At 70.3% G+C, this 25,898-nt stretch carries 25 protein-coding genes; 14 read left to right on the top strand and 11 right to left on the bottom strand.

The features are described from left to right. Window positions 1-39: 39 nt before the first annotated feature. The 8 genes from glgC to IPI43_06095 all read left to right on the top strand — a co-directional run bounded on the left by glgC (window position 40) and on the right by IPI43_06095 (window position 9,752). Window positions 40-1,302, top strand: a complete 1,263-nt coding sequence (glgC, locus tag IPI43_06060; GenBank protein MBK7773687.1) for a glucose-1-phosphate adenylyltransferase — start codon at window positions 40-42, stop codon at window positions 1,300-1,302. Window positions 1,303-1,344: 42 nt separating this feature from the next. After that, a complete protein-coding gene (locus IPI43_06065; protein MBK7773688.1) occupies window positions 1,345-1,611 on the top strand; it encodes a hypothetical protein in 267 nt (88 codons plus the stop codon). Continuing rightward, window positions 1,595-2,158: a hypothetical protein gene (locus IPI43_06070; GenBank protein MBK7773689.1), complete on the top strand. Its 564-nt coding sequence runs from the start codon at window positions 1,595-1,597 to the stop codon at window positions 2,156-2,158. Before IPI43_06065 ends, IPI43_06070 begins: the two co-directional genes overlap by 17 nt. 891 nt (window positions 2,159-3,049) lie before the next feature. Beyond that, on the top strand, window positions 3,050-3,964 hold the full coding sequence (locus IPI43_06075; protein ID MBK7773690.1) for a hypothetical protein: 915 nt from the start codon (window positions 3,050-3,052) through the stop codon (window positions 3,962-3,964). Window positions 3,965-4,000: 36 nt separating this feature from the next. Then, the gene (locus IPI43_06080; GenBank protein MBK7773691.1) at window positions 4,001-5,422 is read left to right on the top strand and encodes a 3-oxoacyl-ACP reductase; all 1,422 of its coding nucleotides are present in this window, start codon (window positions 4,001-4,003) and stop codon (window positions 5,420-5,422) included. 2 nt (window positions 5,423-5,424) lie between these two features. After that, on the top strand, window positions 5,425-6,771 hold the full coding sequence (locus tag IPI43_06085; GenBank protein ID MBK7773692.1) for an acetyl-CoA C-acyltransferase: 1,347 nt from the start codon (window positions 5,425-5,427) through the stop codon (window positions 6,769-6,771). Window positions 6,772-6,914: 143 nt separating this feature from the next. Then, on the top strand, window positions 6,915-8,606 hold the full coding sequence (locus tag IPI43_06090) for a DUF2330 domain-containing protein (protein MBK7773693.1): 1,692 nt from the start codon (window positions 6,915-6,917) through the stop codon (window positions 8,604-8,606). Window positions 8,607-8,666: 60 nt separating this feature from the next. Next, the gene (locus IPI43_06095) at window positions 8,667-9,752 is read left to right on the top strand and encodes a serine/threonine-protein phosphatase (protein ID MBK7773694.1); all 1,086 of its coding nucleotides are present in this window, start codon (window positions 8,667-8,669) and stop codon (window positions 9,750-9,752) included. Here the strand turns inward: IPI43_06095 and IPI43_06100 are convergent. Further along, the gene (locus tag IPI43_06100; GenBank protein ID MBK7773695.1) at window positions 9,731-10,306 is read right to left on the bottom strand and encodes a hypothetical protein; all 576 of its coding nucleotides are present in this window, start codon (window positions 10,304-10,306) and stop codon (window positions 9,731-9,733) included. The two genes, IPI43_06095 and IPI43_06100, sit on opposite strands and share 22 nt — an antisense overlap. A 69-nt stretch (window positions 10,307-10,375) precedes the next feature. Here IPI43_06100 and IPI43_06105 point away from each other — a divergent pair, with 69 nt between their 5' ends. Beyond that, window positions 10,376-11,986 (top strand): hypothetical protein, encoded by a 1,611-nt coding sequence (locus IPI43_06105; GenBank protein MBK7773696.1) that lies wholly within the window; start codon window positions 10,376-10,378, stop codon window positions 11,984-11,986. A gap of 3 nt (window positions 11,987-11,989) precedes the next feature. Here the strand turns inward: IPI43_06105 and IPI43_06110 are convergent, their stop codons facing one another. The 6 genes from IPI43_06110 to IPI43_06135 form a co-directional block, all read right to left on the bottom strand. Further along, a complete protein-coding gene (locus IPI43_06110) occupies window positions 11,990-12,739 on the bottom strand; it encodes a hypothetical protein (GenBank protein MBK7773697.1) in 750 nt (249 codons plus the stop codon). Then, window positions 12,729-13,598 carry a transporter gene (locus IPI43_06115; GenBank protein MBK7773698.1) on the bottom strand — a complete coding sequence of 290 codons (870 nt, stop codon included), beginning with the start codon at window positions 13,596-13,598 and terminating at the stop codon, window positions 12,729-12,731. The genes IPI43_06110 and IPI43_06115 overlap by 11 nt, the downstream gene beginning before the upstream one ends. Window positions 13,599-13,734: 136 nt before the next feature. Continuing rightward, window positions 13,735-14,247, bottom strand: a complete 513-nt coding sequence (locus IPI43_06120; GenBank protein MBK7773699.1) for an SRPBCC family protein — start codon at window positions 14,245-14,247, stop codon at window positions 13,735-13,737. Window positions 14,248-14,296: 49 nt separating this feature from the next. After that, window positions 14,297-15,442 carry a carboxynorspermidine decarboxylase gene (gene nspC / locus IPI43_06125; GenBank protein MBK7773700.1) on the bottom strand — a complete coding sequence of 382 codons (1,146 nt, stop codon included), beginning with the start codon at window positions 15,440-15,442 and terminating at the stop codon, window positions 14,297-14,299. Window positions 15,443-15,445: 3 nt separating this feature from the next. Further along, the gene (locus IPI43_06130; GenBank protein ID MBK7773701.1) at window positions 15,446-16,633 is read right to left on the bottom strand and encodes a saccharopine dehydrogenase family protein; all 1,188 of its coding nucleotides are present in this window, start codon (window positions 16,631-16,633) and stop codon (window positions 15,446-15,448) included. Between the two features lie 106 nt (window positions 16,634-16,739). Continuing rightward, a complete protein-coding gene (locus tag IPI43_06135) occupies window positions 16,740-17,501 on the bottom strand; it encodes a 3'-5' exonuclease (GenBank protein ID MBK7773702.1) in 762 nt (253 codons plus the stop codon). Window positions 17,502-17,559: 58 nt separating this feature from the next. Here IPI43_06135 and gluQ point away from each other — a divergent pair, with 58 nt between their 5' ends. Then, entirely contained in the window at window positions 17,560-18,486 is a 927-nt protein-coding gene (gluQ, locus tag IPI43_06140) for a tRNA glutamyl-Q(34) synthetase GluQRS (GenBank protein ID MBK7773703.1), read from the top strand. Window positions 18,487-18,678: 192 nt separating this feature from the next. Here the strand turns inward: gluQ and IPI43_06145 are convergent, their stop codons facing one another. Further along, entirely contained in the window at window positions 18,679-18,909 is a 231-nt protein-coding gene (locus IPI43_06145; GenBank protein MBK7773704.1) for an addiction module protein, read from the bottom strand. Between the two features lie 94 nt (window positions 18,910-19,003). On the opposite strand from IPI43_06145, the gene IPI43_06150 reads away from it, so the two are divergent. Then, complete coding sequence (locus IPI43_06150) at window positions 19,004-20,392, top strand: MATE family efflux transporter (protein ID MBK7773705.1); 1,389 nt, start codon at window positions 19,004-19,006, stop codon at window positions 20,390-20,392. Between the two features lie 60 nt (window positions 20,393-20,452). On the opposite strand, the gene IPI43_06155 is transcribed toward IPI43_06150, so the two are convergent. Continuing rightward, window positions 20,453-21,034, bottom strand: a complete 582-nt coding sequence (locus IPI43_06155; GenBank protein ID MBK7773706.1) for a hypothetical protein — start codon at window positions 21,032-21,034, stop codon at window positions 20,453-20,455. A gap of 91 nt (window positions 21,035-21,125) precedes the next feature. Here IPI43_06155 and IPI43_06160 point away from each other — a divergent pair, with 91 nt between their 5' ends. After that, window positions 21,126-22,649: a lipopolysaccharide biosynthesis protein gene (locus IPI43_06160; GenBank protein MBK7773707.1), complete on the top strand. Its 1,524-nt coding sequence runs from the start codon at window positions 21,126-21,128 to the stop codon at window positions 22,647-22,649. On the opposite strand, the gene moaC is transcribed toward IPI43_06160, so the two are convergent. Both moaC and fbp read right to left on the bottom strand, forming a co-directional pair. Continuing rightward, entirely contained in the window at window positions 22,650-23,159 is a 510-nt protein-coding gene (gene moaC, locus IPI43_06165; protein MBK7773708.1) for a cyclic pyranopterin monophosphate synthase MoaC, read from the bottom strand. Window positions 23,160-23,162: 3 nt separating this feature from the next. Further along, window positions 23,163-24,176 (bottom strand): class 1 fructose-bisphosphatase, encoded by a 1,014-nt coding sequence (fbp, locus tag IPI43_06170; protein ID MBK7773709.1) that lies wholly within the window; start codon window positions 24,174-24,176, stop codon window positions 23,163-23,165. A gap of 104 nt (window positions 24,177-24,280) precedes the next feature. Here fbp and IPI43_06175 point away from each other — a divergent pair, with 104 nt between their 5' ends. Then, window positions 24,281-25,048, top strand: coding sequence for a helix-turn-helix transcriptional regulator (locus IPI43_06175; protein ID MBK7773710.1), 768 nt, complete (start codon window positions 24,281-24,283; stop codon window positions 25,046-25,048). A 15-nt stretch (window positions 25,049-25,063) separates the two neighbouring features. After that, on the top strand, window positions 25,064-25,882 hold the full coding sequence (locus tag IPI43_06180; protein MBK7773711.1) for a hypothetical protein: 819 nt from the start codon (window positions 25,064-25,066) through the stop codon (window positions 25,880-25,882). Window positions 25,883-25,898: the final 16 nt, after the last annotated feature.

Genomic DNA, 25,898 nt, shown 5'->3' on the forward strand with positions numbered 1-25,898 from the left:
TCCTGTGCGGATCGCGGCTTGTACGAACGGGAAACACGCATGTCACGCAACGGAGACAACCGCAGACTCGCCTCACGCTCGGTGGCGCTCGTCCTGTCGGGGGGTCGCGGCTCGCGCCTCAAGCAGCTCACGGACCGCCGCGCCAAGCCGGCCGTCCACTTCGGCGGCAAGTACCGCATCGTGGACTTCGCGCTGTCCAACTGCCTGAACTCCGGGCTGCGCCGCATCTACGTGCTCACGCAGTACAAGTCGCACAGCCTCCTGCGCCACATCCAGCGTGGCTGGTCGTTCCTGCGCGCCGAGGTGAACGAATTCGTGGACCTCCTGCCCGCGCAGCAGCGCGTGGACGAGTCCATGTGGTACCGCGGCACCGCCGACGCCGTCTGGCAGAACCTGGACATCCTGCGCGCCGAGGGCCCCGAGTACGTGGTCATCCTGGCCGGCGACCACATCTACAAGATGGACTACGGCGCCATGATCGAGGAGCACGTGGCCCGCGGCGCGGACTGCTCGGTGGCCTGCGTGGAGGTGCCCCGGCATCAGGCGCGCGAGTTCGGCGTCATGGACACGGACGCCACCGGCCGCATCATCAGCTTCCTCGAGAAGCCGGAGAACCCGCCCTGCATGCCGGGCCGCCCCGACGTGTCGCTCGCCAGCATGGGCATCTACGTGTGCACGGCCGAGTTCCTGTACGACTCGCTCGTGCGCGACGCCATGGACGAGGGCTCCACCCACGACTTCGGGCGCGACTTCATCCCGCGCTTCGTCAACAGCGCCAAGCTCTACGCCCACGAGTTCACCAAGAGCTGCCAGCGCAGCGGCGAAGAGCACGGCTCCTACTGGCGCGACGTCGGGACGCTGGACGCCTACTGGGAGGCCAGCCTCGACCTCACCAGCGTCACCCCCGAGCTGGACCTCTACGACCCCAACTGGCGCATCTTCACCCAGGGCTCACAGCTCCCCCCCGCCAAGTTCGTCTTCGACGACGTGGGCCGCCGCGGCATGGCCGTGGACAGCGTGGTCTCCGAAGGCGTCGTCGTCTCCGGCGCCGAAGTGCGCCGCTCCCTCCTCTCCACCCAGTCGCGCGTGAACTCCTACGCCTGGCTCGACCAAGCCGTCATCCTCCCCGAGGTCAACATCGGCCGCCGCGCCCGCCTCTCGAGAGTCATCGTCGACCGCGGCGTAGACATCCCCGAAGGCCTCATCGTGGGCGAAGACCCCGAGCTAGACGCCCGCCGCTTCGAGCGCACCCCGGGTGGGGTCTGCCTGATCAGCCGAGAGATGATCGACGCGCTGGGGTGAGGCTGTCGAACCCGAGCGTCGCGTGAGCTATCCTGACCCCACATGACCAGCCCCTTCGACCCCGCCGCCCTGCGCGCCTTCCGCGACCGCGACTGGGCCAGCGTGCGCCGCGCGAAGGAACAATTCTGGGCCGACGACCACGCCACCCGCGGCCCCCTCGCCGGACTACGAGCGGGCGCCGCCCTCTGGGAACACGCCCGCGCGGTGGACCCTTCGTGGCCCGACGAAGCCCAGCGCGCCGAGGACCTGGCCCACCACCTCGAGCTCGCCGCAAAGCTCGACCGCTTGGCGCATGTCTTCCGACGCTGAGCGCGTCCTCGCGGACCTCGCGCGGACGCTCGATGACCTCGGTGTGCGCTGGTACCTCTTCGGAGCGCAGGCCGCTCTCCTGCGCGGCTCGCGACGCCTCACTGCCGATGTCGACGTCACCGTGTTCCTCGGAGCAACGCGCACCGCGCAGCTCGTGTCGGCGCTTGCCGCGCGTGGTCTCCCCCTGCGAGTCCCCGCTGACGACGACTTCGTCGCGCGGACACGCGTGCTGCCCGTGGCGCACGCCGCAACCCACATGCCCGTGGACGTCGTGTTGGGTACGCCAGGAATCGAAGAACACTTCCTCGCGCGCGCTGAGGTCCTCCTCGTGGGAACCACAAAGGTCCCCACACCGCTCGCCGAAGACCTCGTAGTGATGAAGCTCCTCGCTGGACGGGAGAACGACCTCGAAGACGCCAAGGCGCTCGTCAAGGCCGGCGCCAGCCTCGACGACATCACCAGCATGGTGGAAGCGATCGCAGAGGGACTCGGTGAGGACGACATCCTCGACGCGCTCGCCGAGCTGCGACGCCGCGTGTCTCGCTAGCCGGAGGCGCCATCCGTCCAGAGCTCCCGCTCGAGCACCTCGGTGTACGGGCGCGCAATGACCTGCGCGTCCTCCATGGCTCCCTTGAACACGAACCGAGGAGAGAACGCCGCGCGGCTATTCAGCCAGGCCGTCAGCTCCGAGAGCGGGAGACCCGTGATCGCGCGCGGTCAACGAGAGTCCGCTCGGTGCTCCAACTGCCGTGCCAAACTCTCGAGTTCCTCGATTGTAGGCAGTCGCCCGAGGCGAAACGCTGGAGAGATGATCGCGAACTCCGACATGGACGACGCGAACTCCAACGCGGCCACCCTGCATGCCAGCGCAGCCGTGCAGAGTTCGTCCGGCGTCAGAGACAGGCTGACGCTCTGGGTCAGCCACGCAGGGTCCACTATATCGACGCGGCCTGGTGCCAACGGCGGCGAGCACGCCGAGTACTGCTCGAACACGCGGTGGTAGACGCGCTCCGCCTCGACGTCGGTCCGTTGTTTCGCGAGCACCGCCGCCTCGGCCCGCTCGTGGTCCCAGCCCCCTGGACGGAGTGGGCCCCAGCTGAGCCCAGTCGAGCCCTCGTCGGTCTCCCCCCAGGGCCCAAGTCGAGGCCCCACGCGCACACCACGTCGCCGCGGAGGGCGAGGGGCGCCCGGGTCGAGCGGGGCTTGGGGGGGCCCTATTTCAAGCGCCCTCCGGGCGCGCCGAAATGGGGGAGGTCAACCAGAGGGAGCGCCTGCGCGACCGCCCCCGCGGACCCGGGTGCCCCTCGCCCTCCGATCGATCCCGCCACCGTCTCGCCACCCGGAGAGCCTCGCCTTGCGCCCGTCTCTACCGAATGGTAGACAACCCCTCAAGCGAGCGGCAGGTCCTCCGCCGTATCGCGAACCACAGGAGTGACCCATGGGGGTATCGACCCGTTACGTGCTTCATCAAGGCCCCGTGCTCGGCGCGCTCGGACGCGCGGCCATGGCGGCGGTGAAGAGTCGCAAGAAGACCAGTGGTGGCAGCGCGCCCACGCAGATCCCCGGCCGTGAGCTGCGCGAGCGCATCCCGCCGCGCCCGGCCGACTTGGTGCAGGACTACATCCGCAACGTGGGTGGGGACCCCTCGGCGTACCGCAACCAGGTGCCGGCGCACCTCTTCCCGCAGTGGGTCTTCCCGCTCCAGGCGCGCGGCCTCGAGGACGTGAACTACCCGCTCCAGAAGGTGCTCAACGGCGGCTGCCGCATCGAGTTCAACGCGCCGCTGGCCCTCAACGAAGCGCTCAACGTGAGCTGCCGCCTCGAGGGCATCGACGACGACGGCAAGCGCGCCATCATCCACCAGCGCGCGGTCACCGGCACGGCCGCGCAGCCCGACGCCGTGGTCACGCACGTCTACGCGTTCGTCCCGCTCAGCAGCAAGAAGGACGAGAAGCCCGCGGGTGGCGCACCCAAGAAGAAGGCGCCGCCCCCGCGCGTGCCCGAGGACGCCCGCGAGATCGCGTTCTGGAACATCCCCGTCTCGGCGGGCCTCGACTTCGCCAAGCTCACGGGGGACTTCAACCCCATCCACTGGATCCCGCCGGCCGCGCGCGCCGCAGGCTTCAAGAACGTCATCCTGCACGGCTTCGCCACGCTGGCCCGCGCCATCGAGGGCATGAACCGCGCGCTCTTCGCCGGTGACCCGTCGCGCCTCGCCACCATTGACGTGCGCTTCACGCGGCCCTTGGTACTCCCCGCGAAGGTGGGGCTCTACGTTCGCGGCGACGAGATCTTCGTCGGCTCCGCGAAGGGCGGCCCGGCCAACCTGGTCGGCACCTTCACCACTCGCTGAACTCGAACAACCCGCGAATCACGGATACGGAAGACCATGAGCGACCTCCTCCTCGACAACGAGCAAGCCCGCAAGCTCATCAAGACGCTGGGCCTCCCCCTCCCCGTGCCGGAGCGGCTGCGCCGCGCCAAGGGCCCCTACGAAGAGCGTCCGCTCGAAGGCAAGGTGGTCCTGGTGGGCGGTCACTCGGCGCTGCGCGACACGCTCGCCAGCTCGCTGGCCAAGATGGGCGCCGAGTCCGTGGTGTTCGGCGACGAAGACGACGCGAAGCCATTCCGCCGCGCGGGTGAGGCCTGGGGCCGCCCGGTGCGTGTGGTCGCCCCCGGCGAGGCGCCGGAGGACGTGAAGGTGGACGCCATCGTCTACGACGCCACCGGCGTGCGCGGGCCCGATGACCTCAAGGGGCTCTACGAGTTCTTCATGCCGTACATGCGCCGCCTGAAGAAGGGTGGCCGCTGCGTGGTCATCGGCCGTCCGGCCGCGCTGGCCGGCACGCACAGCGAAGCCGCCGCCGCCGCGGGCCTCGAGGGCTTCACGCGCAGCCTCGGCAAGGAAGTGGGCGAAGGTGGCTCCACCGCCAACAGCGTGTTCGTGGAGAAGGGGGCCGAGGGTCGCCTGGACGCCACGCTGCGCTTCCTGCTCTCGCCGCGCTCGGCCTTCGTGACCTGCCAGCCGTTCAACATCAGCAACGACGCGAAGGGCAGCGAGGCCCCCACCACGCAGCCCCTCGAGGGCAAGATCGTGCTGCTCACCGGCGCCGCGCGCGGCATCGGCGAGTCCACGGCGCGCATCATGGCGGCCGAGGGCGCCCACGTGGTGTGCCTCGACCTGCCGCGTGACGACGAGCCCCTCAGCAAGGTGGCGCGCTCCATCGGCGGCTCCGTGCTGCTGGCGGACATCACCGACCCGGACGCGCCCGAGCTCATCTGCAAGGAGCTCAACGAGCGCTTCGGCGGCGTGGACATCGTGATCCACAACGCCGGCATCACGCGCGACAAGCTGCTCGCCAACATGAAGCCGCAGCTGTGGGACATGGCCGTGGACGTGAACCTCGGCGCGGTCATCCGCATCACCGAGAAGCTCGTCGCCAACGGCGTGCTCAACGACGGCGGTCGCGTGGTCTGCCTGAGCAGCGTGTCGGGCATCGCCGGCAACCGCGGCCAGACCAACTACTCGGCCAGCAAGGCGGGCATCGTGGGCTTCGTCGAGAGCCTGGCCCCGCAGCTGGCGGCGCGCGGCGTCACGGTCAACGCCATCGCGCCCGGCTTCATCGAGACGCGCCTCACCAGCGCCATGCCGGTCGGTATTCGTGAGGGCGCTCGTCGCTTGAGCGCGCTCGGCCAAGGCGGCCACCCCGAGGACGTGGGGCAGGCCATCACTTTCCTTTCAACCCCGGGTGCCGTGGGCATCACCGGAAGCGTGCTGCGCGTCTGCGGCGGCGCACTAGTGGGAGCATGATCATGGCAGCCAAGAAGAAGCCGGCCTCGTCCGGAAAGAAGATCCTCAGCACCACCGGCGAGATCCCCAAGGGACGCCGCGCGGTCATCATCGGCGGCGTGCGCACTCCCTTCGTGCGCGCCTTCGGTGAGTTCATGTTGCTCGACACCATCGCGCTCGCCGGCGTGGCCACCAAGGCCCTGCTGGACAAGACGCAGGTGCCGCGCTCCGAGCTGGACGGCATCGTGTGGGGCGGCGTGCTGCTGCCCACCCTCTCGCCCAACATCGCTCGCGAAGTGGCGCTGGACCTCAAGCTCCCGGCCGGCGTCGAGGGCTACACCGTGACGCGCGCCTGCGCCTCGGGCCTGCAGGCCATCACCGACGCCGTCTCCGCCATCGAGCGGGGCGACGCCGACGTGCTCATCGCGGGCGGCTCGGACAGCACCAGCAACGCGGCCGTGAACCTGCCCAACAAGGCCGTGCACGCGCTGGCGCCGCTGGCGTTCGGCAAGGCCAAGGGCATGCAGGACTACCTGGGCGTGCTGGCGCAGCTGATGCCCCTCTCGGACATCATGCCGTCCATGCCCAAGATCGCGGAGCGCACCACCGGTGAGGTGATGGGCGAGTCCGCCGAGAAGATGGCGCGCCGCAACGGCATCACGCGGCAGGAGCAGGACGCCCTCGCGGCCCGCAGCCACCGCCTGGCGGCCGCGGCCGTCAGCTCGGGTCGCTTCGAGTCCGAGGTCATCCCCGTCGAGACCAGCAAGGGCTGGGTCCACGCGGACACCATCATCCGTGGCGACACCAGCGAAGAGAAGCTGGCCAAGCTGCGCCCCGTGTTCGCGAAGGACGGCACGGTCACCGCCGGCAACGCCACGCCCCTCACGGACGGCGCCTCCTGCATCCTGCTCATGAGCGAAGAGAAGGCCGAGGCCCTCGGCTTCACGGGCCTCGCAGCATTCCGCAGCTGGTCGTACGTGGGCGTGGACCCGACGGACCAGCTCCTCATCGGGCCCGCCATCGCCATGCCGCGCGCCCTCGAGCGTGCCGGCCTCGAGCTGGGCGACGTGGATCTCGTGGACATCCACGAGGCGTTCGCGGCGCAGGTGCTCAGCGTCACCAAGGCCATGGAGAGCAAGGCCTTCGCCGAAGAGCGCCTGGGCCGCAGCACGGCCGTGGGCACCATCGACGACGCCAAGTTCAACGTGCACGGCGGGTCCATCGCCATCGGTCACCCCTTCGGGGCCACCGGCGCGCGCATCGTCACCACACTGGCCAACGAGCTGGCCGCGACCGGCAAGGAGACCGCCGTGCTGGGCATCTGCGCCGCAGGCGGCCTCGGCGCGGCGGCAGTGCTCGAGCGCGTCTGAGCTCGTCTCACCCCTGAATTCGTGACGAGGGCTGGCCGCAAGGCTGGCCCTCTCGCGTTCACGGGTACCGCCTACCCACCTCGCGCAGGTGTGTGTCATGCTGGGCGGGCAACCCGGCGAGTTCGTCACGGGGGGAGAGCGCCATGTCGTCACGTCTCGTCTTCATCACCAGCCTGCTGACCTCGGTCGCATCGGCGTGGGTCGTGGCGCCTGCGCCCGCGCGCGCGTGCGGCGGCTTCTTCTGCTCGGCCCAAGCGCCGGTGAACCAGGCCGCCGAGCGCATCATCTTCGCGGACCACGGCGACGGGACGGTCACGGCGGTGGTCCAGGTGCAGTACTCGGGCCCGTCCGAGAGCTTCGCGTGGGTGCTGCCCGTCCCCGGCATCCCGGAGGTAGAGGTCTCGTCCGACCTCGCGTTCAACCGCTTGATGGCGGTGAGCAACCCGCTCTACCTGATGAACACCACGGTGGACGGCGTGTGTCGCCAGCCGCGGAGTGACTCCCCCACAACGACCTTCGCGACGACGTCGCCCCAGTTCTTCGCGGATGCCGGCGTCGGGCCTCCCGTGACCGTGGTGGCCGCCGGCAACGTGGGCCCCTACGAGTACGAGGTCATCCAGCTGGACCCTTCCACCGAGCGCCCGGGTGACGTGGCGATCGCGTGGCTGGGCGACAACGGCTACGACGTGGACAGCCTGGGTGGCAGCTCGCTCGGATCCTACTTGCTGATGGGCATGAACCTGATCGCGTTCCGGCTCACGAAGGGCAACTCCGCCGGCACCATCCGCCCCATCCGTATTCGCTACGCGGCCAGCTGCCCCATGGTGCCCATCCGGCCCACCGCTGTGGCGGCGGAGGACGACATGGGTGTGCTGGTATGGGTGCTGGGGCCCAGCCGTGCGGTCCCCACCAACTACCTGTCGCTCGAGCTGAACGAGGCGGTGCTGGACTGGACGCTGGGGGCCCCGAACTACAACGACGTGGTCACGATGGCGGCGAACGAAGCCGGCGGCCAGGGCTTCGTGACCGAGCACGCGGTGCCGAGCGACGGCGTCTACCGGGGAGCAGTCTTCCGCGCGGTCGAGGAGCCCACCATCGCGGCCATCCTGGTTGAGCCCAGCAGTCGCACCCTGATCGCCAACCTGATCAACCAGTACGTCGGCTGGGACGGGCTCGCCGAGGTCATCGCGCCGTGGTTCGTGGAGGAGGTCGACGCGCAGGCCCTCATCGCGCAGTGCCAGTTCTCCTGCGACGCGAGCGCCATCCCCGAGGTCGTCTCCATGGACGAGACCCAGCGGCAGGCGCTGCTGGCCTCCCTCGAGGCGCAGGTCATCGCGCCCATGCGCGCCACGCAGGCGCTGTTCGACGGGAGCGCCTACGTGACCCGCCTCTACACCACGCTGAGCGCCAGCGAGATGACCCTCGACCCGACGTTCGACTTCAACCCGGGGCTGCCCAGCGTGAACAACGTGCACATGGCGGACCGCGTGATCTTCTGCAGCCCGGACCACTCGTTTCAAACGGCGCCGTGGCTGGCGCGGCTCCCGAACGGCGAGCAGGTGCGCGGCGAGGGCTTCCGCTGGCCGTACACGGCGGGCGTGGACCTGCCTGCCATGCGCAAAGCCACCCAGCTGGCCACGGCCGGAAGCGGTGTGGTGATGCAAGACCAGAGCGCGCTGATCGACGAGCGCTTGGCCCGCGATGGCGCCATCACGCTGCGGCCGTCCCGGGACACCTGCCAGGCAGGGCAGCCCTCTCGGGGTCTGGCTGGGATGGCCTCGCTCGCGCTCGCGGCGCTCGCGCTCGTGGCACGGCGGCGGCGCCCCCTCCCCTGACGGTCGACGAACGATTCCACTGCGCCGCCGTTCCATGATACTTCTGTTCACCTATCAACCATGAGCGGACTGAAGATCACACTCTCGGCCAGGACCGATGTCGGACGGGTTCGTGGCCACAACGAGGACGCCTACATCGCCCTGGACCTGGCCCGCGCCGACGTCCAGGTCGGCAACGGCGAGCTGGTGGAGCTCGAGGTCGGGCCGCAGGGCGCCCTGGTGGGCGTGTCCGACGGCATGGGCGGCTCCCAGGCGGGCGAGATCGCCAGCGCCATGGTGGTGCAGTCGCTGGACCAGTCGCTGCGCGCCGAGAGCCACAGCTCCCCGGACGACATCCTCAAGGAGGCCGTGGAGCGCGCCAACCGTGAGGTGCACGAGGCCGGCCGCGAGCCGGGCCGCGCGGGCATGGGCGCCACGCTGACCGCCGTGCTGGTGCGCGACACCCACGCGCACATCGCCTCGGTGGGTGACTCGCGGGCCTACCTGCTGCGCGAGGGCCGGCTGCGTCAGATGACGCGCGACCAGAGCTACGTGCAGGTGCTGCTCGATGCGGGCCTCATCAAGGAACAAGACGCCGCGCACTCGGCGTTCAGCAGCATCATCCTGCAGAGCATGGGCCAGAAGGAAGACGTGCAGGTGGCCCTCGGCCGGCTCGAGCTGCGCCGCGGCGACCGCCTGCTCATCTGCTCGGATGGCGTGACGGGGCACCTCAACGACACCGACCTGGCCGAGGTCCTCAAGTCGCGCGACAGCGTGGACGTCATCACGCAGCGCCTCGTGGACATGGCCAACGAGCGTGGCGGCAGCGACAACATCACCGCGGTGGTGGCCGACGTCACGGGCGACGCGCTGCGCCGCGTGGCGGGGCCCGAGACCGTCACGCAGACCTTCCAGGTCATCTCGGAGTTCGCGAGTCCGGTGAAGAAGTCGAACGGTGGCGCCGCCGCCTCGGCGCCTCCCGCCGTGGAGCGCGACGGCTGGGACGACGACTCGCAGACCAAGGACCCGAACACCGCGCCGGCCGCACCCGCCAGCAGCGGCAGCACGAGCAGCAGCCCCGCGGCCGGCTCGGCCGGCTTGATTGCCGGCTTCATCGCGCTGGTGGTGGTGGCCGCTGGCGTGGGCTACTGGCTCTTCGCGGGCTGATCGCTCACCAGGCGTGCACCGTAGTGCGCCTCGAGCGGCGCAAGCAGCGACTTGCGCGTGGGGAACAGGCGCGCCATCAGCAGCGCCGCGATGGCAGGGAACGCGACGGCCTGCGCGAGGGGGCAGCCCAGCGCGACGAGCACCGTGCCATTGAGCCCGATGGACTCGGCCAGCGCCATGCCCACGATGAACGGGGTCTGCAGCACGCGCCCGCCCGCCGCCGCCACCGCGCGCTCGTCGACGAACACGCGGATGCGCGGCGCGGCTTCGCGGAAGATGACGCTCGCGTTGGGGTCCACGGCCTCGGTGGTCTCGAGCTTGGTGCCCGCCACGATCTGCTTCTTCATGCGCGCCGGAAAGACCAGGTGCACCGCACCGGTGGCGAGCGAGGCGACGCCGAACACAAGGAAGTACAGCGGGTCGAAGGGCGCCTCGGGGACCGGCACCGTCTGCGTGATCACGAAGAAGACCATGACGTTGGACATCATGAGCGCGAGCCACAGCACTCGCGGGACGAAGAGGTGCTGACTGATCGGGTCGTTCGTGGGGGCCATCGTCGGCGAGTGTAGCCCAGCACGTCGCGTGGCGGACACACGCGCGCGCAGACGCGGTATCGTTGGCGCGTGACCGACCTCTCTGTCCGAATTCGTGAGCTCGAAGCGCGCGTCCAGCACCTCGAGGCCCTGCGCGCGCTCAACGCCGAGACCGACAACGCCATCGAGGCCGCCCTGCGCGACCGGCTCCCGCTCGAGCAGACGCTGCTGCGCGTGGCGCCGCTCCTGCTCGGGCGCACGGGCGCTCGCTGCGCGTGGATCCGGACCTACGACGAAAACCTCGAGCTGCGTGACTTCTGCTTCGGTGTGGACACCGTGCCCGCAGAGGCCGCCGACGTGGTGCACGCGGCGGTGACCAGCGACACCTACCGCGACGTGACGGTTCAGGGCAGCGTGGTGGGCCAGCGCGTGGACGTGGCGGGCGAGAGCTTCGGCGCCGCCGCGCTGTGGTTCGACGGGGCGCTCGACGACGCCGCGTGCGACGTGGCGCAGGACCTCTTGGACACCTGGTGCGAGGAGCTCGACAACTACCTGGCCTCCATCGCGCAGTCTCGCCAGAAGCTCCACATCCTGCGGGCCACCAGCGACGCGCTGAAGGAGCCCGTGCTGGACGACGGCATCCGCAAGGCCATCGCCGTGCTGCAGCGCAGCGTGCCCTTCGAGGACATGCTGCTGGTGTTCCGCCAGGAGGATGACCTGCGCGGCGCGAGCCTGAACTACAAGATCATCCAGAACGGTGTGCTCACGCACGACTCGCGCACGCCGGACGACATGGACGTGGACGACTTCATCCGCACGGACGCCACCGAGATGATCCGCGGGCGCTCGCGCGGCCTGCTCGACCGCTTCGGCATCCAGACCTTCCGCGAGGAGGTGCTCATCACCGGCGTGCGCGACGAGCGCGTGCTGGGCCGCGTGGTGGTCACCAGCGCGCGCGGCGAGTTCAACACCTACGACCGCGACCTGCTGGAGCGCTTCGCGGATGCGCTGCGTCAGCGCGTGGTGGACTTCAACCGCGAGTGGAAGCACCTGTCGCTGTGCTTCCCGGCCGACACCGTGCGCCGCCTGCTGCACGAAGAGGGCTACGTGGAGCGCTACCTGGTGCCGCGCGAGCAGGACGTGGCCATCCTCTACTGCGACATCTCGGGCTTCACGCGCATCAGCGAGCAGGTGCTGGGCGAGCCCGCGCTCATCGGCGCGCTGGTCAACACCTGGAGCAAGCGCGTGGTGGACATCGTGTGGGAGACGGGCGGCGTCTTCGACAAGATGGTGGGCGACTGCATCATCGCGCTGTGGGGCCCGCCCTTCCACGAGCTGTCACCAGCCGCGGCCTGCAAGAGCGCGGCCGACGCGGCGGAGCGCATTCGAGACTACACGCGCACCCTGAACGACGGGGTGGAGCTGCCGGCGCTCGCGGGCATGGAGCTGCCCATCGGCGTGGCCACGGGCCTCAACTACTGCCGGCTCTTCGTGGGCCTGTTCGGCCCCGACGAGGACTACACGGGCTTCAGCTCGGGCATGAACAACACGGCGCGCCTGCAAGGCGTGGCCACGCGCGACCAGATCCTGTGCATGGACGCCTTCGTGGCCGCGCTGGGTGACGAGGCTCGCTTCGGCCCCGAGCAGCGCGCCCAAGTGAAGAACGTGGCCGAGCCGCTGCGCTACCGCGAGCTGCGCTGACCTTCAGAGCTCGGGGCGCAGCAGCTCGAAGCGCAGCCCGTCCGCCGCCGCCTGGCTGAGTGCGCTGGCGCCGGCGGCGTCCAGCTCGCCCGCTGGGAGCGCGATCGCGGCCATCCACGCCGCTGCATCCAGCACCAGCCAGGCCTCGGCGTAGGGCGCGCTCGCGTCCAGCACCAAGGGCTCGTCGAACGTCCACTCGAACGACACGCTCATGGTGCTGCGCAGCGAGAAGGTGCCGAGCACCTCACCATCAGGGCCCAGCCGCTCACCGCTCAGCTCCACGGCCGCGTTCAGGGGCGCGCTCGGGTCCGCGCCCAGGGCGTCATGATCCGGCGTGGCCAGCATGCCGCGCAGCCCGCAGTAGGCGCCCGGCGTGGGCCGGAAGGTGCCGGGTCGCAGGGCCTCGTCGCTCAGCCCGTTCACCACCACGGGTACCCCAATGCGGGTGGGCGACGCCGCTGTGTGGGCGCGCGCGACCGATGGCCCGAAGAGGCGCGCGGCGCGTGCCAGCGTGGTCTCGGGGCAGGCCCACAGCTCGAGCGCCTCCACCGCCACGTGGGCGCTGGTCAGCCGGACACGCTGCGCGTTGGCGGTTTCGAGGGGCGCATCCGCGAACGGCTCGCCGCGGTAGGCCACGGGCACCTCGATGCCGGCCGAGTCGTCCGTGCACGAAGGCAACGTGAGCGGCACGAGTCCCAGCAGGGCGAGCAGCACCAGCAGCCCGAGGGGGCGAGTCAGGACATCAGAGGTCAAGCGAGACTCCCAGGTTCACGGCCAGCCCTTCGCGGTGCTGCCCGGTGAGTGCGTTCACGACGGGCACCGCGATGCCCGCCTGGAGGATGAGGTCGGTGGCGGGTGACGCCACGAAGCCCATGGTGGCGTACACGATGGCGCCGCCCGAGTCGGGCTCGGGGCCGCCGTTCTCGCGCGACACGGCGTCCACCCGCAGCAGCCCGCCCATGCGAATGCCGAAGCCGTTGGTGGGCTGCACCTGCAGGTCAGCCACGGTGCGCCACGAGGCCCCGCCGCGCGAGTCGTCGAAGCCGCGCGTGGGCAGGCTGAGCACGCTGGACACGTAGACCGACCACGGGTCTGCGAAGTGCGCGTAGCTGAGCCCGAGCGAGGGGTCCCAGCTGCCCGAGCCGGCCTGCAGCTCGAGCGGCAGCACCTGTCCCTGCCGGTCCCGCTGCGCACGCGCCGTGGGCACCTCGAGGCCCACCAGCGTGCTCAGCAGGTGGCGGGGCGCGAAGGCGCGGTCGCGGAACACCACCGCGCGGGCCACGAAGTCGAGGTCGCCGAAGTCCCACGACACCGAGCGCGCCAGGTTGGCGTACAGCACGTCGCGCCGCAGCACGGGCGCCAGCAGCGAGAGCGTGAGCCAGCGGGTGGGCGAGTAGGCCGCCGCCAGCTCCACGCGCAGCTCGCGCAGCTCGAGGGCGTCCACCCCCGGGGTGCCCACGCCGTCTTCACGCTGCCGCAGGCCCACGGAGAGCCGCACCCGGTTGGGGTAAGGCTGCGCTGCGCCCATGCTGGTGAGCGTGCGGTCGCCCACGGAGCACGTGGCGCAAGCGCGCGCTTCGGTGGCCGCGAGCCCCCACGCGCCCACGAGCACCCCCGCGGTCAGGGCAAGCCGGACAGCCGAGGCCAGCCTATGCAGGGCGCGGGGGGTCACGGGCGGAGGGTAGGAGCGGAGGGGGGGTGGGGCACTGCGACAAATCGTCGCACCCAGCCGGCAACCACCCGCCGCTTCAGCGCGAAAGCCGCTTGGCCAAGTTCCGCGTGCCCGCCGTGAGCACGCCCGCGAACATGCCCTTGCCGGCCAGGCGCACCACGGGGTTCTTGGCGGGCTTCCCGTAGGCCAGCCACGTGAACACGCTGCCGCCATCCGGGTGCGGCTCGGCCGTGATCACGCTCAGGTGCTCGGTGAACATGCCGAACAGGTTCTCGTCCGCCGCGGAATACGCCAGCAGGCGCGGGGCCTCGAAGGCCTTCACCGTCTCGAGCGTGGGCTTGGGCGCGCCGTGGGCATAGATGACGCGCACGGCGCCGACCTGGCCGGGCACCACGGCGTTGGTGTCGTCCGAGTACGAGCGCTTGATCATGGGGATGAAGTCCCCGATGCGGTTGAAGTCCGTGACGAACGCGAACAGCTCCTGCTGGCTGGCATCGACGCGCGTCTGGGCGGTGTGCTGCAGCGGCGAGGCGGTCATGCGGGCCCCGGTCTCGAGGGCGTACGTGGCAAAGCGGGAGAGGTCGGTCATGCGCGGTTCCGTTCTGGTGCGAGCAGCCCGCCGTGGGCTGCCCTGTGCCTCAGCCGAGGCGGCTCTTGTAGTCTTGGTAGCCGAAGCGCCGCACCACCTGGTGCGTCTTGGTGGCCGGGTCCCACAGCGCGATGTCCGGCAGCCGCACGCCGTTGAACGTGCTGGTCTTCACCATGGTGTAGTGCGCCATGTCCAGGAACACGAGCTTGTCGCCGATGTTGAGCGGGGCGCCGAAGCTGTAGTCGCCGATCACGTCGCCGGCCAAGCAGGTGAGCCCACCCAAGCGATAGGTGTGCGGCTTCTCACCGGGCAGCGCGCCGCCCACCACCTCGGGGCGGTAGGGCATCTCCAGCACGTCGGGCATGTGCGCCGTGGCCGACGTATCCAAGATGGCGATGGCCACCGCGCCGTTCTGCACGATGTCCAGCACGCGGCTCACCAGGATGCCGGTGCGAATGCCGATGGCCTCGCCCGGCTCGAGGTAGACCGCCACGCCGTGGCGCTGCTGGAAGTCCTTCACCAGGCGCACCAAGAGCGCGCGGTCGTACTCCGGCCGCGTGATGTGGTGCCCGCCGCCGAAGTTCACCCACTTCATCTTCGGGATCACATCGCCGAAGCCGCGCTCCACCGCCACGAGCGTGCGCTCGAGGGCGTCGCTGCCCAGCTCGCACAGCGTGTGGAAGTGCAGCCCGTCCAGCTCTTCGGCGGTGACACCGGCGGCATCGAAGGCCGCCCGCGTGGTGCCCAGGCGCGAGCCCGGCGCGCACGGGTCATAGAGCGGCACCGCCACCTCCGAGTGCTCCGGGTTGATGCGCAGCCCGATGTCCACGCCCGCCTCGCGCACGCGCGGCCCGTGCTGGCGCAGCTGCGCGGGGCTGTTCACCACCACGTGCTCCGCGAAGCGCAGGATCTCGGTCATGTCCGTGTTGCTGTAGGCCGGCGCATACGCGTGCACCTCGCCACCCAGCTCTTCGCGCGCCAGCTGCGCCTCGTGCGGCGAGCTGCTGGTGGCCCCGGCCAGGTACTTCTTCACCAGGCCGAACGTGCTGAACGCCGCGTAGCCCTTGAGGGCCAGCAGGATCTTGCAGCCCGCGTCGCGCTGCACCTCGCCCAGGATGCGCAGGTTGTCTTCGAGCGCGCCCAGGTCGATGACGAACGCGGGCGTCTCGATGTCGGTGACGTCGATGCCGTGCACGGCTCAGTGCTCCGCGATCTCGTAGGGCAGGCCCTGCTTGCTGACCTCGGCCAGGAACGGCTTCGCCTCGAACTGCTCCATGTTGAACACGCCCGCGCCCTTCCACTGGCCCGTGAGCATCATGATGGCGCCGGTGACCGCGGGCACGCCCGTGGTGTAGCTGACCGCCTGCGCGCGCACCTCGCGGTAGCACTCGGCGTGGTCGCAGATGTTGTAGATGAACACCTTCTTGGGCTTGCCGTCCTTCACGCCCTCGATGAGGCAGCCGATGCTGGTCTTGCCGGTGTAGTTGGCGGCCAGCGAGCTGGGGTCCGGCAGCAGCGCCTTCAGGAACTGGATGGGCACGATCTGCTGCCCCTGGAACTCGATGGGCTCGATGCTGGTCATGCCCACGTTCTGGAGCACGCGCAGGTGCGTGATGTACTCGTCGCCGAAGGTCATCCAGAAGCGGATGCGCTCGAGCCCCTTGAGGTTCTGGCAGAGCGACTCGAGCTCCTCGTGGTAGAGCAGGTACGCCTTGCGGGGCCCCACGCCGGGGAAGTCGAACATCATGGACTGGCTCATGGGCTCGATCTCCACCCACTGGCCCTTCTCCCAGTACTTCCCCTTCTGCGTGATCTCCCGGATGTTGATCTCCGGGTTGAAGTTGGTGGCGAACGCGTGCCCGTGGTCGCCGCCGTTGCAGTCCAGGATGTCCACCGTGTGGATCTCGTCGAACAGGTTCTGCTGCGCGTAGGCGCAGTAGACGTTGGTCACGCCCGGGTCGAAGCCCGAGCCCAGCAGCGCCATGAGGCCCGCCTTCTGGAAGCGCTCCTGGTAGGCCCACTGCCAGCTGTACTCGAACTTGGCCTCGTCGGGCGGCTCGTAGTTGGCGGTGTCCAGGTACGGCGTGCCGGTCGCGAGGCACGCGTCCATGAGCACCAGGTCCTGGTAGGGCAGCGCCACGTTGATGAGCAGCGCGGGCTTCTCGGCCTTCAAGAGCGCCACCGTGGCCGGCACGTCCATGGCGTCCAGCGCGGCCACGCGGATGTCGCGGCCGTGCAGCTCTTTGATCTCGGCCTGGATCTTCTCGCAGCGCGACACCGTGCGGCTGGCCAGCAGGATGTCGGTGAAGACCTCCGGGTTCATCGCGCACTTGTGCGCCACCACGCCACCCACACCACCCGCACCGACGATCAGGACCTTGCTCATTCCGCGTTCTCCGTCCTTGGTGACCTGCGCGCGAGCCCTTCGCGCGACAAAACCAAGACGCTGTTTATGCGCAGAAAGCGAGCGCGGGACAACCGAAGATTGCGTGTCAGCGGCGCTGCCAGCTCATCCGGTCGGCGTCCTGGAACGCGCCGTAGCGGGTCTGGAGGCGCACCAGCTCGCCGTAGACGCGCGGCATGTGGTCGGCCAGGGCCAGCAGCACCCAGCCGGTGGCCTCGGCGTCGCCCGCCGCGCGGTGCGCCTGCTCGAGCGCGATGCCGAAGTGGGCCGCCACGTCGCCCAGGCGCCGGCTCTTCTGGTCTTTCAGGATCTCGCGCGCCCAGATGAGCGGGTCCAGCCACACCACGTCGGTGCGCAGCGCTGGCGGCAGCTCGCCCTGAAAGCCGGCCAGCGCGTGCTTGTTGCGCTCGGTCTCGGCCAGCAGGAAGCCCCGGTCGAAGGCCGCGTTGTAGGCCACCGGCAGGTGCCCCGCGAGCATGGCCGCGAGCGCGGGCAGCGCCTCGGCGAACGACGGCGCGCCCTCCACCTCTTGGTCGGTGATGGTGTGCACCGCGGTGGCCTCGGCGGGGATGGGCATGCCGGGGTTGATCAGCAGCGCCTCGCGGCGGGTGAGCTGGCCGCGGTGGAAGCACACCACGCCCACCTCGATGATGCGGTCCTGCTCGGGGTTGGTGCCCGTGGTCTCGAAGTCGATGACGGCCAGCGGGATCTCGGACCACGAGTCGCTCGCCCCCCACTGCTCACACAGCCCCTCGATGTTCTGGATGGCGCGGGCGATGAGGTCCGCGATGCCAGGGTAGTGCCGCCCCGTGGGGAAGCAGCCGCACACCGAGTCTTGATTGCCGCGCATCGCGGTGGACCATGCCGCGCGCCCGTGGGAGAACGCAAGCGGAAGCGCGCACACGCCCGTGTACACCACTCGCTACGCACCTTCGCCCACGGGGGCCATGCACCTCGGCCACGCGCGCACGGCGCTGCTGGCATGGCTGCGGGCCCGCTCGCAGGGCGGCCGCATCGTGATGCGCATCGAGGACCTGGACCCGCCGCGCGTGAAGCCGGGCGCCGCCGACGCGATCTTGCGGGACCACCTGTGGCTGGGGCTCGACTGGGACGAGGGGCCCGTGTTCCAGAGCACCCGCACGGACGCGTATGAAGCCGCGCTCGAGCAGCTTCGGGTGGCTGGCCGGTGCTACCCGTGCACGTGCACGCGCCGTGAGATCGAGGCCGCGTTGAGCAGCGCCCCGCACGCGGGAGAGCTCGAGGGCGAGCTGGTGTATCCCGGCACGTGCCGTGTGCACGGGGCTCGGACGGATCGCCCCGCCGCGCTGCGCTTCGCCGCGAGCCCGGAGGACGCGCGTTTCGAGCGCTTCGAAGACGTGCTGCAGGGCGTGGTGGAGCGGCGGCTCGGTGGTGACTTCGTGATCCGCCGGAGCGACGGGTTGTTCGCGTATCAGCTCGCCGTGGTAGTGGACGACGCGGCCCAGGGGGTCACCGAGGTGGTGCGCGGCGATGATCTGCTGAGCAGCACCCCGCGCCAGCTCGCGTTGTATGCCGCGCTCGGACATGCGGCCCCGCGGTTCCTGCACGTGGGGTTGGTGCTGGCGGAGGACGGCGGGCGGCTGGCCAAGCGTCTGGGGAGCGTGGCGCTCGCGGACTACGCCGGGGGGGGGGTGACCCCGGAGCGGGTGCTGGGGTTCCTTGGGCGGTCCCTCGGGGTGCAGGAGACGGATGCGCCCACGTCGCTGGCGGAGCTGCTTGCGGGGTTTGATCTCGGGCGTGTGCCACGGGGCCCGGTGAGCGCTGTGTTCCCCGCAGCCGGATTGGCGGGTGGCTGAAACGCTCTGTCTACTTGGCGCGATCGTGCCAGTACCCGGGTTCTCGGCTCATGTGGGCGACGGACAGAACCGCTCTGCGACCGGCCACGAACCCGACAACCACCGAGTAGGGGAAACGCCCGAGACCGAAGCGCCGGATGTCCCGCGCGGGATCTGTGTCGCCAACCCGCGTGCCGCTCGTTGGAAGCTCCATCAGCGAGGGTGCAAGGCTGCCCGAACGCGCGCGGCCACCTCTTCACCGGGGACGAGACGGGACTCTCCGGACTCCACCGCATGGATGCGCCGCGCGATCTCGGTCTTCCACTCGGGACTGAGGTCGATGGCGCCGGTCAGGCTCGCTTCGAGCGCGGACACTAGCGCTACCCGCTCCGCCTCGGGAAGCGCGAGCGCGTCTTCGAGGATCTTTTCGGCCGTGGAGGTCACGTTCCGATTCTAGGTGGGAGCTGTGCGACTTGCCACCCCCAGCCAGTCCGCCCCCCCGTTGACGCCAAGAGCGATGGCCTCAGGATTCGCCCCCATGCTGGACTCCTCCGCCACCGCGCAGCCTCCCGTCGCCCCGACGCTCCGCGTGCTGCTCACGCTGGCGTGGCCCGTTGTGCTGGCGCGCGCCACGCAGTCGGTCATCGGGTTCACGGACGCGTACATGGTTGCCCCGTTGGGCGAGGCCGAGCTCGCCGCGACCACCACGGGGGCGCTCGACATGTTCACCGTGATTCTCTTCCCGCTCGGCATGGTGTTCATCCTCCAGAGCTTCGCCTCGCAGCTCCGCGGGCGCGGTGAGCTGGGTGCGATCCGTCGCTACGCGCGCTACGGCCTCGTCATCGCGCTGGCCGCGGGCGTCGTGGGCCTCGGTCTGGTGCCGCTCGTCCCCCGGGTGATCGGCCTTCTCGGCTACGAGCCCGCCGTCGCCGCGAGCATGACCGAGTACGTCGGCGTGCGGCTCTTCTCGGTCGGCGCCGCCGTTGGCGTGGAGGCGCTCGGCAACTGGTACGGTGGGCTCGGAAACACGCGCCTCCCCATGGTGGTCAGCATCCTCACCATGCTCGCCAACCTCCTCGGGAATTGGCTGCTCATCTCCCCCCGCTTCGGCCTGCCGGGCTATGGCGTGATGGGGGCGGCGGCGGCGAGCACCATCGCAACGTTCGTGGGCTTCACGGTCATGCTAGTGGCGTTCTCGCGGGACGTGGGCTTCGAGCTCCCGAAGGGAGACGTGCGCATGCGGCGCGACGAGTTCCTGCGTGTCGTTCGCTTCGGCGCACCGAACGGGGTGAACTGGCTGCTCGAGTTCGCCGCGTTCGCGCTGTTCGTCAACGTGGTCGTGGGGGCCCTCGGGACCACGCCGCTCGCGGCCCTCAACGTCGTCATCCAGGTGAACTCGATCGCCTTCATGCCGGCGTTCGGACTCGCCACCGCAGGAGCCATCCTCGTGGGCGAGGCCATCGGCGGCGGTCGACCCGAGGACGTGCCGCGCATCGTGCGGCTCACCCTCGGGACCGCCGCCACGTTCATGCTGGCGCTCGGCTTGATCTACCTGGCGTTCCCCGAGGCCATCATGTCGCTGTTCGCCCACGATCCGGAGGGTTCCGCAGCGCTCGTCAGCGTGGGGGCGTCCATGCTCTCCATGTCGGTGCTGTGGCAGCTCTTCGACGCGGTGGGGATCACCCTGGGCGAGGCGCTGCGCGCCGCGGGGGACACGACATGGTGCATGCTCGCGCGACTCTTCATCGCGTGGGGGGTGTTCATGCCGCTCGCGTTCGCAGCGGTGCGCGTGTGGGACGCGGGAACCACCGGCGCCATGCTCGCGCTCTGCGCGTACCTCGCCGTGCTGTCGCTCGCGCTGTCGGCTCGGTTCCTGTCGGGGCGCTGGCGCACGATCCAGCTCGTGGGACACGACGTGGTCGTCTGAGCGTACGCGTCTCGTCGCTCGGCACCGATGCGCGCGGTGGCCCGGCGCGTCTTCAGAGCATCACGGCACCACCAGCGTGACCTCCGCCGTGTCCACCACGCTCGTGCTCCCGTTCGTCAGGCTCACCTCCAGCGTGATCGTCGTCAGGCTGTGCACGCTCGGGTCGCTCGACAGGAAGAACACACGGTCCCCTGTGCGCACCTGCCCGGTGCCGTCGAAGCTCACGCCCACCAAGCTCAAGATGCGGGTGATGGGCTCGCTCAGCGCCACGCCCGCGGCCGAGCGGAACTCATACGAAATGATCCAGTCGCCGCTGTTGAAGTCGGCCGCGCTCAGCCCGCGCACGCGGAAGCCCATGTCCAGGTGGTAGCCGCCTTGGATGCCCATCACCGCGGTGGCGGTGCCGCTGCCGGGGGCCACCATGAAGCTGCCCGTCTCGCCGAAGCCCACCTCGAGGATGAAGTCTGGACCCAGGTCGGCGGGCGGGCCCAGGTCCTCGGGCTCGGCGTCCATGGGCACGTCGCCGTCGGGGGTGCCCTGCTCGGCCCCTTGGTCTGGAAGGATGATGGGCAACGGCTCGAGGCACCCCGCCAGCAGCCCGCAACCCACGAATCCAACCACCGAAGCCAAGCGTAACGTCACGCGGGCAGTGTGGCCCCTGGGTCACGCTCCGGCAATCGTGGCGGCCACCGCCCGCTTGACCCGTGCGGCGCCTGCCCACACAACCCGCCGCATGTCGGACGCCCCCAGCGACACCAAGGTGACCAGCCAGAAGGCCGGCCGTGGCCTGCTCGTCATCACGGGCGCCAAGGTCTACTTCGTCGTCACCAGCTTCGGCATCCAGCTCGCCCTGCCCAGCTTCTTCAGCGGCCCGCGCGTGTTCGGTCAGTTCGGCACCATCATGGCGGCCATCAGCATCCTCAACAACGTGCTGATCGCGGCCACCATCCAGTCCGTCAGCAAGCTGGTGAGCGAAGACGAGGCCCGCGGCCCGGCGGTGCTGCGCCAGGGCCTGCAGATCCAGCTGGTGGTGGGCGGCCTGCTCTCGGCGCTGCTGTTCGCGGCGGCGCCCTACTTCGCGGACTTCCACGCCGACCCGGCGCTGGCCCCCATGATGCGGGTGTCGTCGTCCGTGGTGCTGGCCTACGCGCTGTATGCGGCGCTGATCGGTGACCTGAACGGGCGGCAGCGCTTCGCCACCCAGGCCAAGTTCGACATCGGCTTCTCCACGCTGCGCACGCTCGGCATCGTGGGCGGCGCGGCCCTCGGCTTCGGGGCTTTCGGCGCGTTCACGGGCTTCGCCAGCGCCGCCGTGACCATCTGCGTGGCGGCGCTGCTGGTGGTGGGCATCGGCCAGCGCGGCAAGGGCACGCACCTGCGCACGTGGATGGCCTTCATGGCGCCCATCTGGCTCTATCAGGGGTTCCTCAACGGCATCCTGCAGATCGACATCCAGGTGCTCTCGCGCACCCTGGGAGACCTCGGCCGTGAGGCCGGCATGGCCAGCGCCGCCGCGGGCGAGAACGCGCAGACGCTGGTGGGCTACTACCGCGCCGCGCAGACCTTCGCGTTCGTGCCGTATCAGCTGATCCTCTCCATGACGTTCATCGTCTTCCCCATGGTCTCGCGCGCCCTGGCCAGCGGTGACGAAGACGCCGCCCGGCGCACCATTCAGGGGGCCCTGCGCTTCTCCATGCTGGCGCTGCTGGCCATCGCCTGCCCCATCGCGGGCGCGTCCGACGGCGTCATGCGCATCGCCTACCCGGAGGCCTACCTGGCGGGCGCCCCGGCCTTGGGCGCGCTGGTCTTCGGCATCGCGGCCTTCGCGCTCTTCGTCATCACCGCCACCGTGCTCACCAGCGCCGGGCAGCCGCGCGTGGCCGCGCTCATCGCGGGCGTGTCGCTGGGCGTGGTGCTGGTGGCCACGCGCTTCTTCATCGTGGCCGCGGGCCCAGACAACGACGCCCTGCTGGCCGCCGCGCTCGGCACCTGCGCCGGCACCGTGTTCGCGCTGCTGGGAGCGGGCGCCGCGGTCTACGCCCGCTTCCGCGCGTTCCTGCCGCCGCTCTCGGTGGTGCGCGGTGCCCTCGCGGGTGCCGGCGCCTTCGCTGCGGCCGCCTTCATCCCGCACGGCAGCCGCGTCATGAGCATCGTCGCCCTGGCCGGCGGCTTCGCGGCGTTCCTGCTGGGCCTGGTGCTCACCGGCGAGCTGGGCAAGGCGGAGCTCAAGGCCGGGCGCAGCGCCCTCGGGGTCTGATCACGAACTGGGCGTAGAGCGCACGTAGTGCCCGCGCTGCCCACCGCTCTTCTCGTGCAGCGCGATGCTCTCGATGACCATCTCGCGGTCGATGCCCTTGAGCATGTCGTACAGCGTGAGCGCCGCCACGCTGACCGCCGTGAGGGCCTCCATCTCCACGCCGGTCTTGCCGCTGCAGCGCACGGTGGCCTCGATCCACACGCGCTCTCCGTCCGCGTCGGGCTCGAGCGTGACGCTCACCGCCGAGAGCTGGAGCGGGTGGCACAGGGGGATCAGGTCCGCCGTCTTCTTGGCCGCCTGGATGCCCGCGATGCGCGCGCTGGCGAACACGTCGCCCTTGGGCGTGTCCTCGGCCAGCAGCCGGCGCCGCGTCTCGGGGGCCATGCGCAACGCGCCGCGGGCACGCGCCTCGCGCTGGGTCACGGCCTTGTCGCCCACGTCCACCATGTGGGCCTCGCCACGCGCGCTCAGGTGGGTCAGCCCGCTCTCGTGCGTGTCGTCGCTGCCCATGGCTCAGCCGTGCGCGATGCGCAGCGCGTCTTCCACGTCGCGGATGCTGCCGATGTAGAGCGGCGTGCGCTGGTGCAGCTCCGTGGGCACCAGGTCGAGCACGCGCTCGGTGCCCGTGCTGGCCATGCCACCCGCGGCCTCCACGATGAACGCCATGGGGGACGCCTCGTAGAGCAGGCGCAGCTTGCCGCTCTGGTTCTTCTTGTCGGCCGGGTACACGAAGATGCCGCCGCGCAGCAGCGTGCGGTGCAGGTCCGCCACCATGGCCCCGATGTAGCGGTGCCCATAGGCGGAGCGCCCATCGGTGGGCGACTTGATCCAGTCCACCCAGGCCTGCACGCCCGGCGACCACTTGTGGTAGTTGCCCTCGTTGATGGAGTAGGTGTTGCCGCGCTCCGGCATGCGGATGTTCTCGTGCGAGAGGAAGAACTCGCCGATGCCCGGGTCGTAGGTGAAGCCGTGCACGCCGTCGCCCGTGCTGTAGACCAGCATGTTGGACGAGCCGTAGATGACGTAGCCCGCCGCCACGATGTCGCGCCCGGGCTGCAGCAGGTCCTCGAGCGTGCCGGGGCCGCCCGCCTTCGTGACGCGCTTGTGGATGGAGAAGATGGTCCCGATGGACGCGTTGATGTCGATGTTGCCCGAGCCGTCCAGCGGGTCGAACTGCAGCACGTACTTGCCGCAGGGGTACTCGGCCGGGATGGCGATGGGCTCCTCCACCTCTTCGCTGCCCATCACGCAGACCTGCCCGCCGGACTGCACCACGCTGACCAGCGTGTTGTTGGCGAACTCGTCCAGCTTGGCCACCACCTCGCCCTGGACGTTGATCTTGCCGGTGGTCCCGAGCACGCCCGAGAGGCCCGCGCGGCTGACGCGGCTGCCGATGATCTTGGCGGCCAGCGAGATCTGCTGGAAGAGCCGCGTGAAGTCGCCGGTGGCCTCCGGGTTGGCGCGCTGCCGGTCGAGGATGTGCCGCTCGAGGGTCGTGCCAGGGAGGCTCGGGCCCACGGGACCCATGGAGGGAGAGTTCGCCATGGGCCAGGATATGACAGCCGACGGGTGGGCGCGCTAGCCACGGACCCCGTATCCCAGGGTCCATTTCCTGCTATCCTCGCCCGAGGATGCCAACCCGGCGCACTTCGGACCCCGACCTCACCGACGACACCCGCAAGGTGTTCATCATGGTCGTAGACCCTGTGGCGCGCTCTGCCATGTCCTTGCTGGACGCGCTGGCCGGCCCCGTGCCCGTCCGCAGTGGCTCGGCCCCCCATCGCTTGCTGCAAGACCCCCGCCGGCACCGCTGGGTGGGGCTGGTGCTCGGGCCCGGCTTCGAAGACGACGGCGTCGCGCTCGAGTGGGCGTCGCGGCTGAAGGCCACGTCGCTGCGCCAGCCGGTCGTGCTGTGGCTGTCGGCCAACCCCAGCGCCGAGCACCTGCGCCTCGCCAGCGAACGGGGGTTCCTGTACTCCTCGCCGCCTCCGTCGCCGGCCAGCGTGAAGCCCTTCCTGGACCTGTGCGACCACCGTCGCTCACCCGGCCCCGGAGACGCCATCAACTGGGCCATCTGGGAGCTGGCGCGGCGTCACACCCTCACCGAGCGGCACCAGGAGGTGCTCCTCGGCTTGGTGCAGGGCAAGATCGCCTGCGAAATCGCGGGGGACCTGGGCCGCACGGAGAAGACGGTCACCAACCACATCGCCGAGATCAGCAAGCGCACCGGCCTCAGCGGTGTGCGCTCCATGGTGAGCGAGGTGCAGACGCTGGCGCACACCGCCATGGCCGAGGGCCTGCCGCTGTTCGAGCCCACGCCCACAGAGCCTCTCGATCGACGCGAGGTCCGCGAAGCGCTGAATCATGCGACGTCTCGCACGTCCACGGCCAAGACCTGACCCCTGGGCCCGCCTATGACACTGCGCCGTCTGCTCTCCTTCTCGTTGCTCGCGTTTCTCCTGGCCTCGCTGGCCCCACTGGCCAGCGTCACGGGCGTGGGCGCTCAGCGGCGCGTGACCCCGCCGCCGCGCTGGGTCTCGGACAACACGCTCTGGCCGGTGCAGTACGTGCCCTTCGTGGCCACCCAGGGCACGCGCTCGCTCACGCTCGAGTGCGCACCCTTCCCGGCCACGTCACCCAGCCTGCTGCGCTGCACCGCCCGCAGCCGCGTGCTGCGCGTGGAGCGCATGGTGGAGCCGTATGCGGCGCTGCTAGCGTCCACGCAGCCCGGTGAGCTCGAGCGCGAGCTGGAGGCCCGCAAGCGGCGCGAGTGCGGCCCCGAGGCGCGCCCCTACGAGCGGTCGCAGCCCACCTGGTCCGCCAGCCGCCAGCGTGGCGTGGAGCGCTACAACGAAGGCCTGCGCGCCCTGCGCACCCGGCTCTGCCAGCCGTGCAGCGGCCCGTCGTGCCGCGACCTGGTGGAGGCCATCGTCACCGAGCTGAACGTGTCCACGTGCGAGCTCGAGACCGAGGAAGACGTGCTGGACCTGACCCCCACGGGCGCCATGCGCTGGGGCAGCGAGACGCTCGACCCCAGCTGCGGCGGTCGGGTGGTGCACAGCATGCACGCCGAGGGGCGTGACTGGGTCTACACGCGCACGCGGCAGTTCGATGAAGAAGCGCCACGCTCTCCCGAAGCGCCGAGCCGCTGCGACGAAGAGCAGACGCTCACGCTGCGCACGGGGCTTCCGCTCTACGCAGACCCGTCCGCGTGCACCGTCTTGGTGTTCTGACGGGGCGGCGCGCTCG

Source organism: Sandaracinaceae bacterium, assembly GCA_016706685.1.
GTDB lineage: Bacteria > Myxococcota_A > Polyangia > Polyangiales > Houyiibacteriaceae > JADJJE01.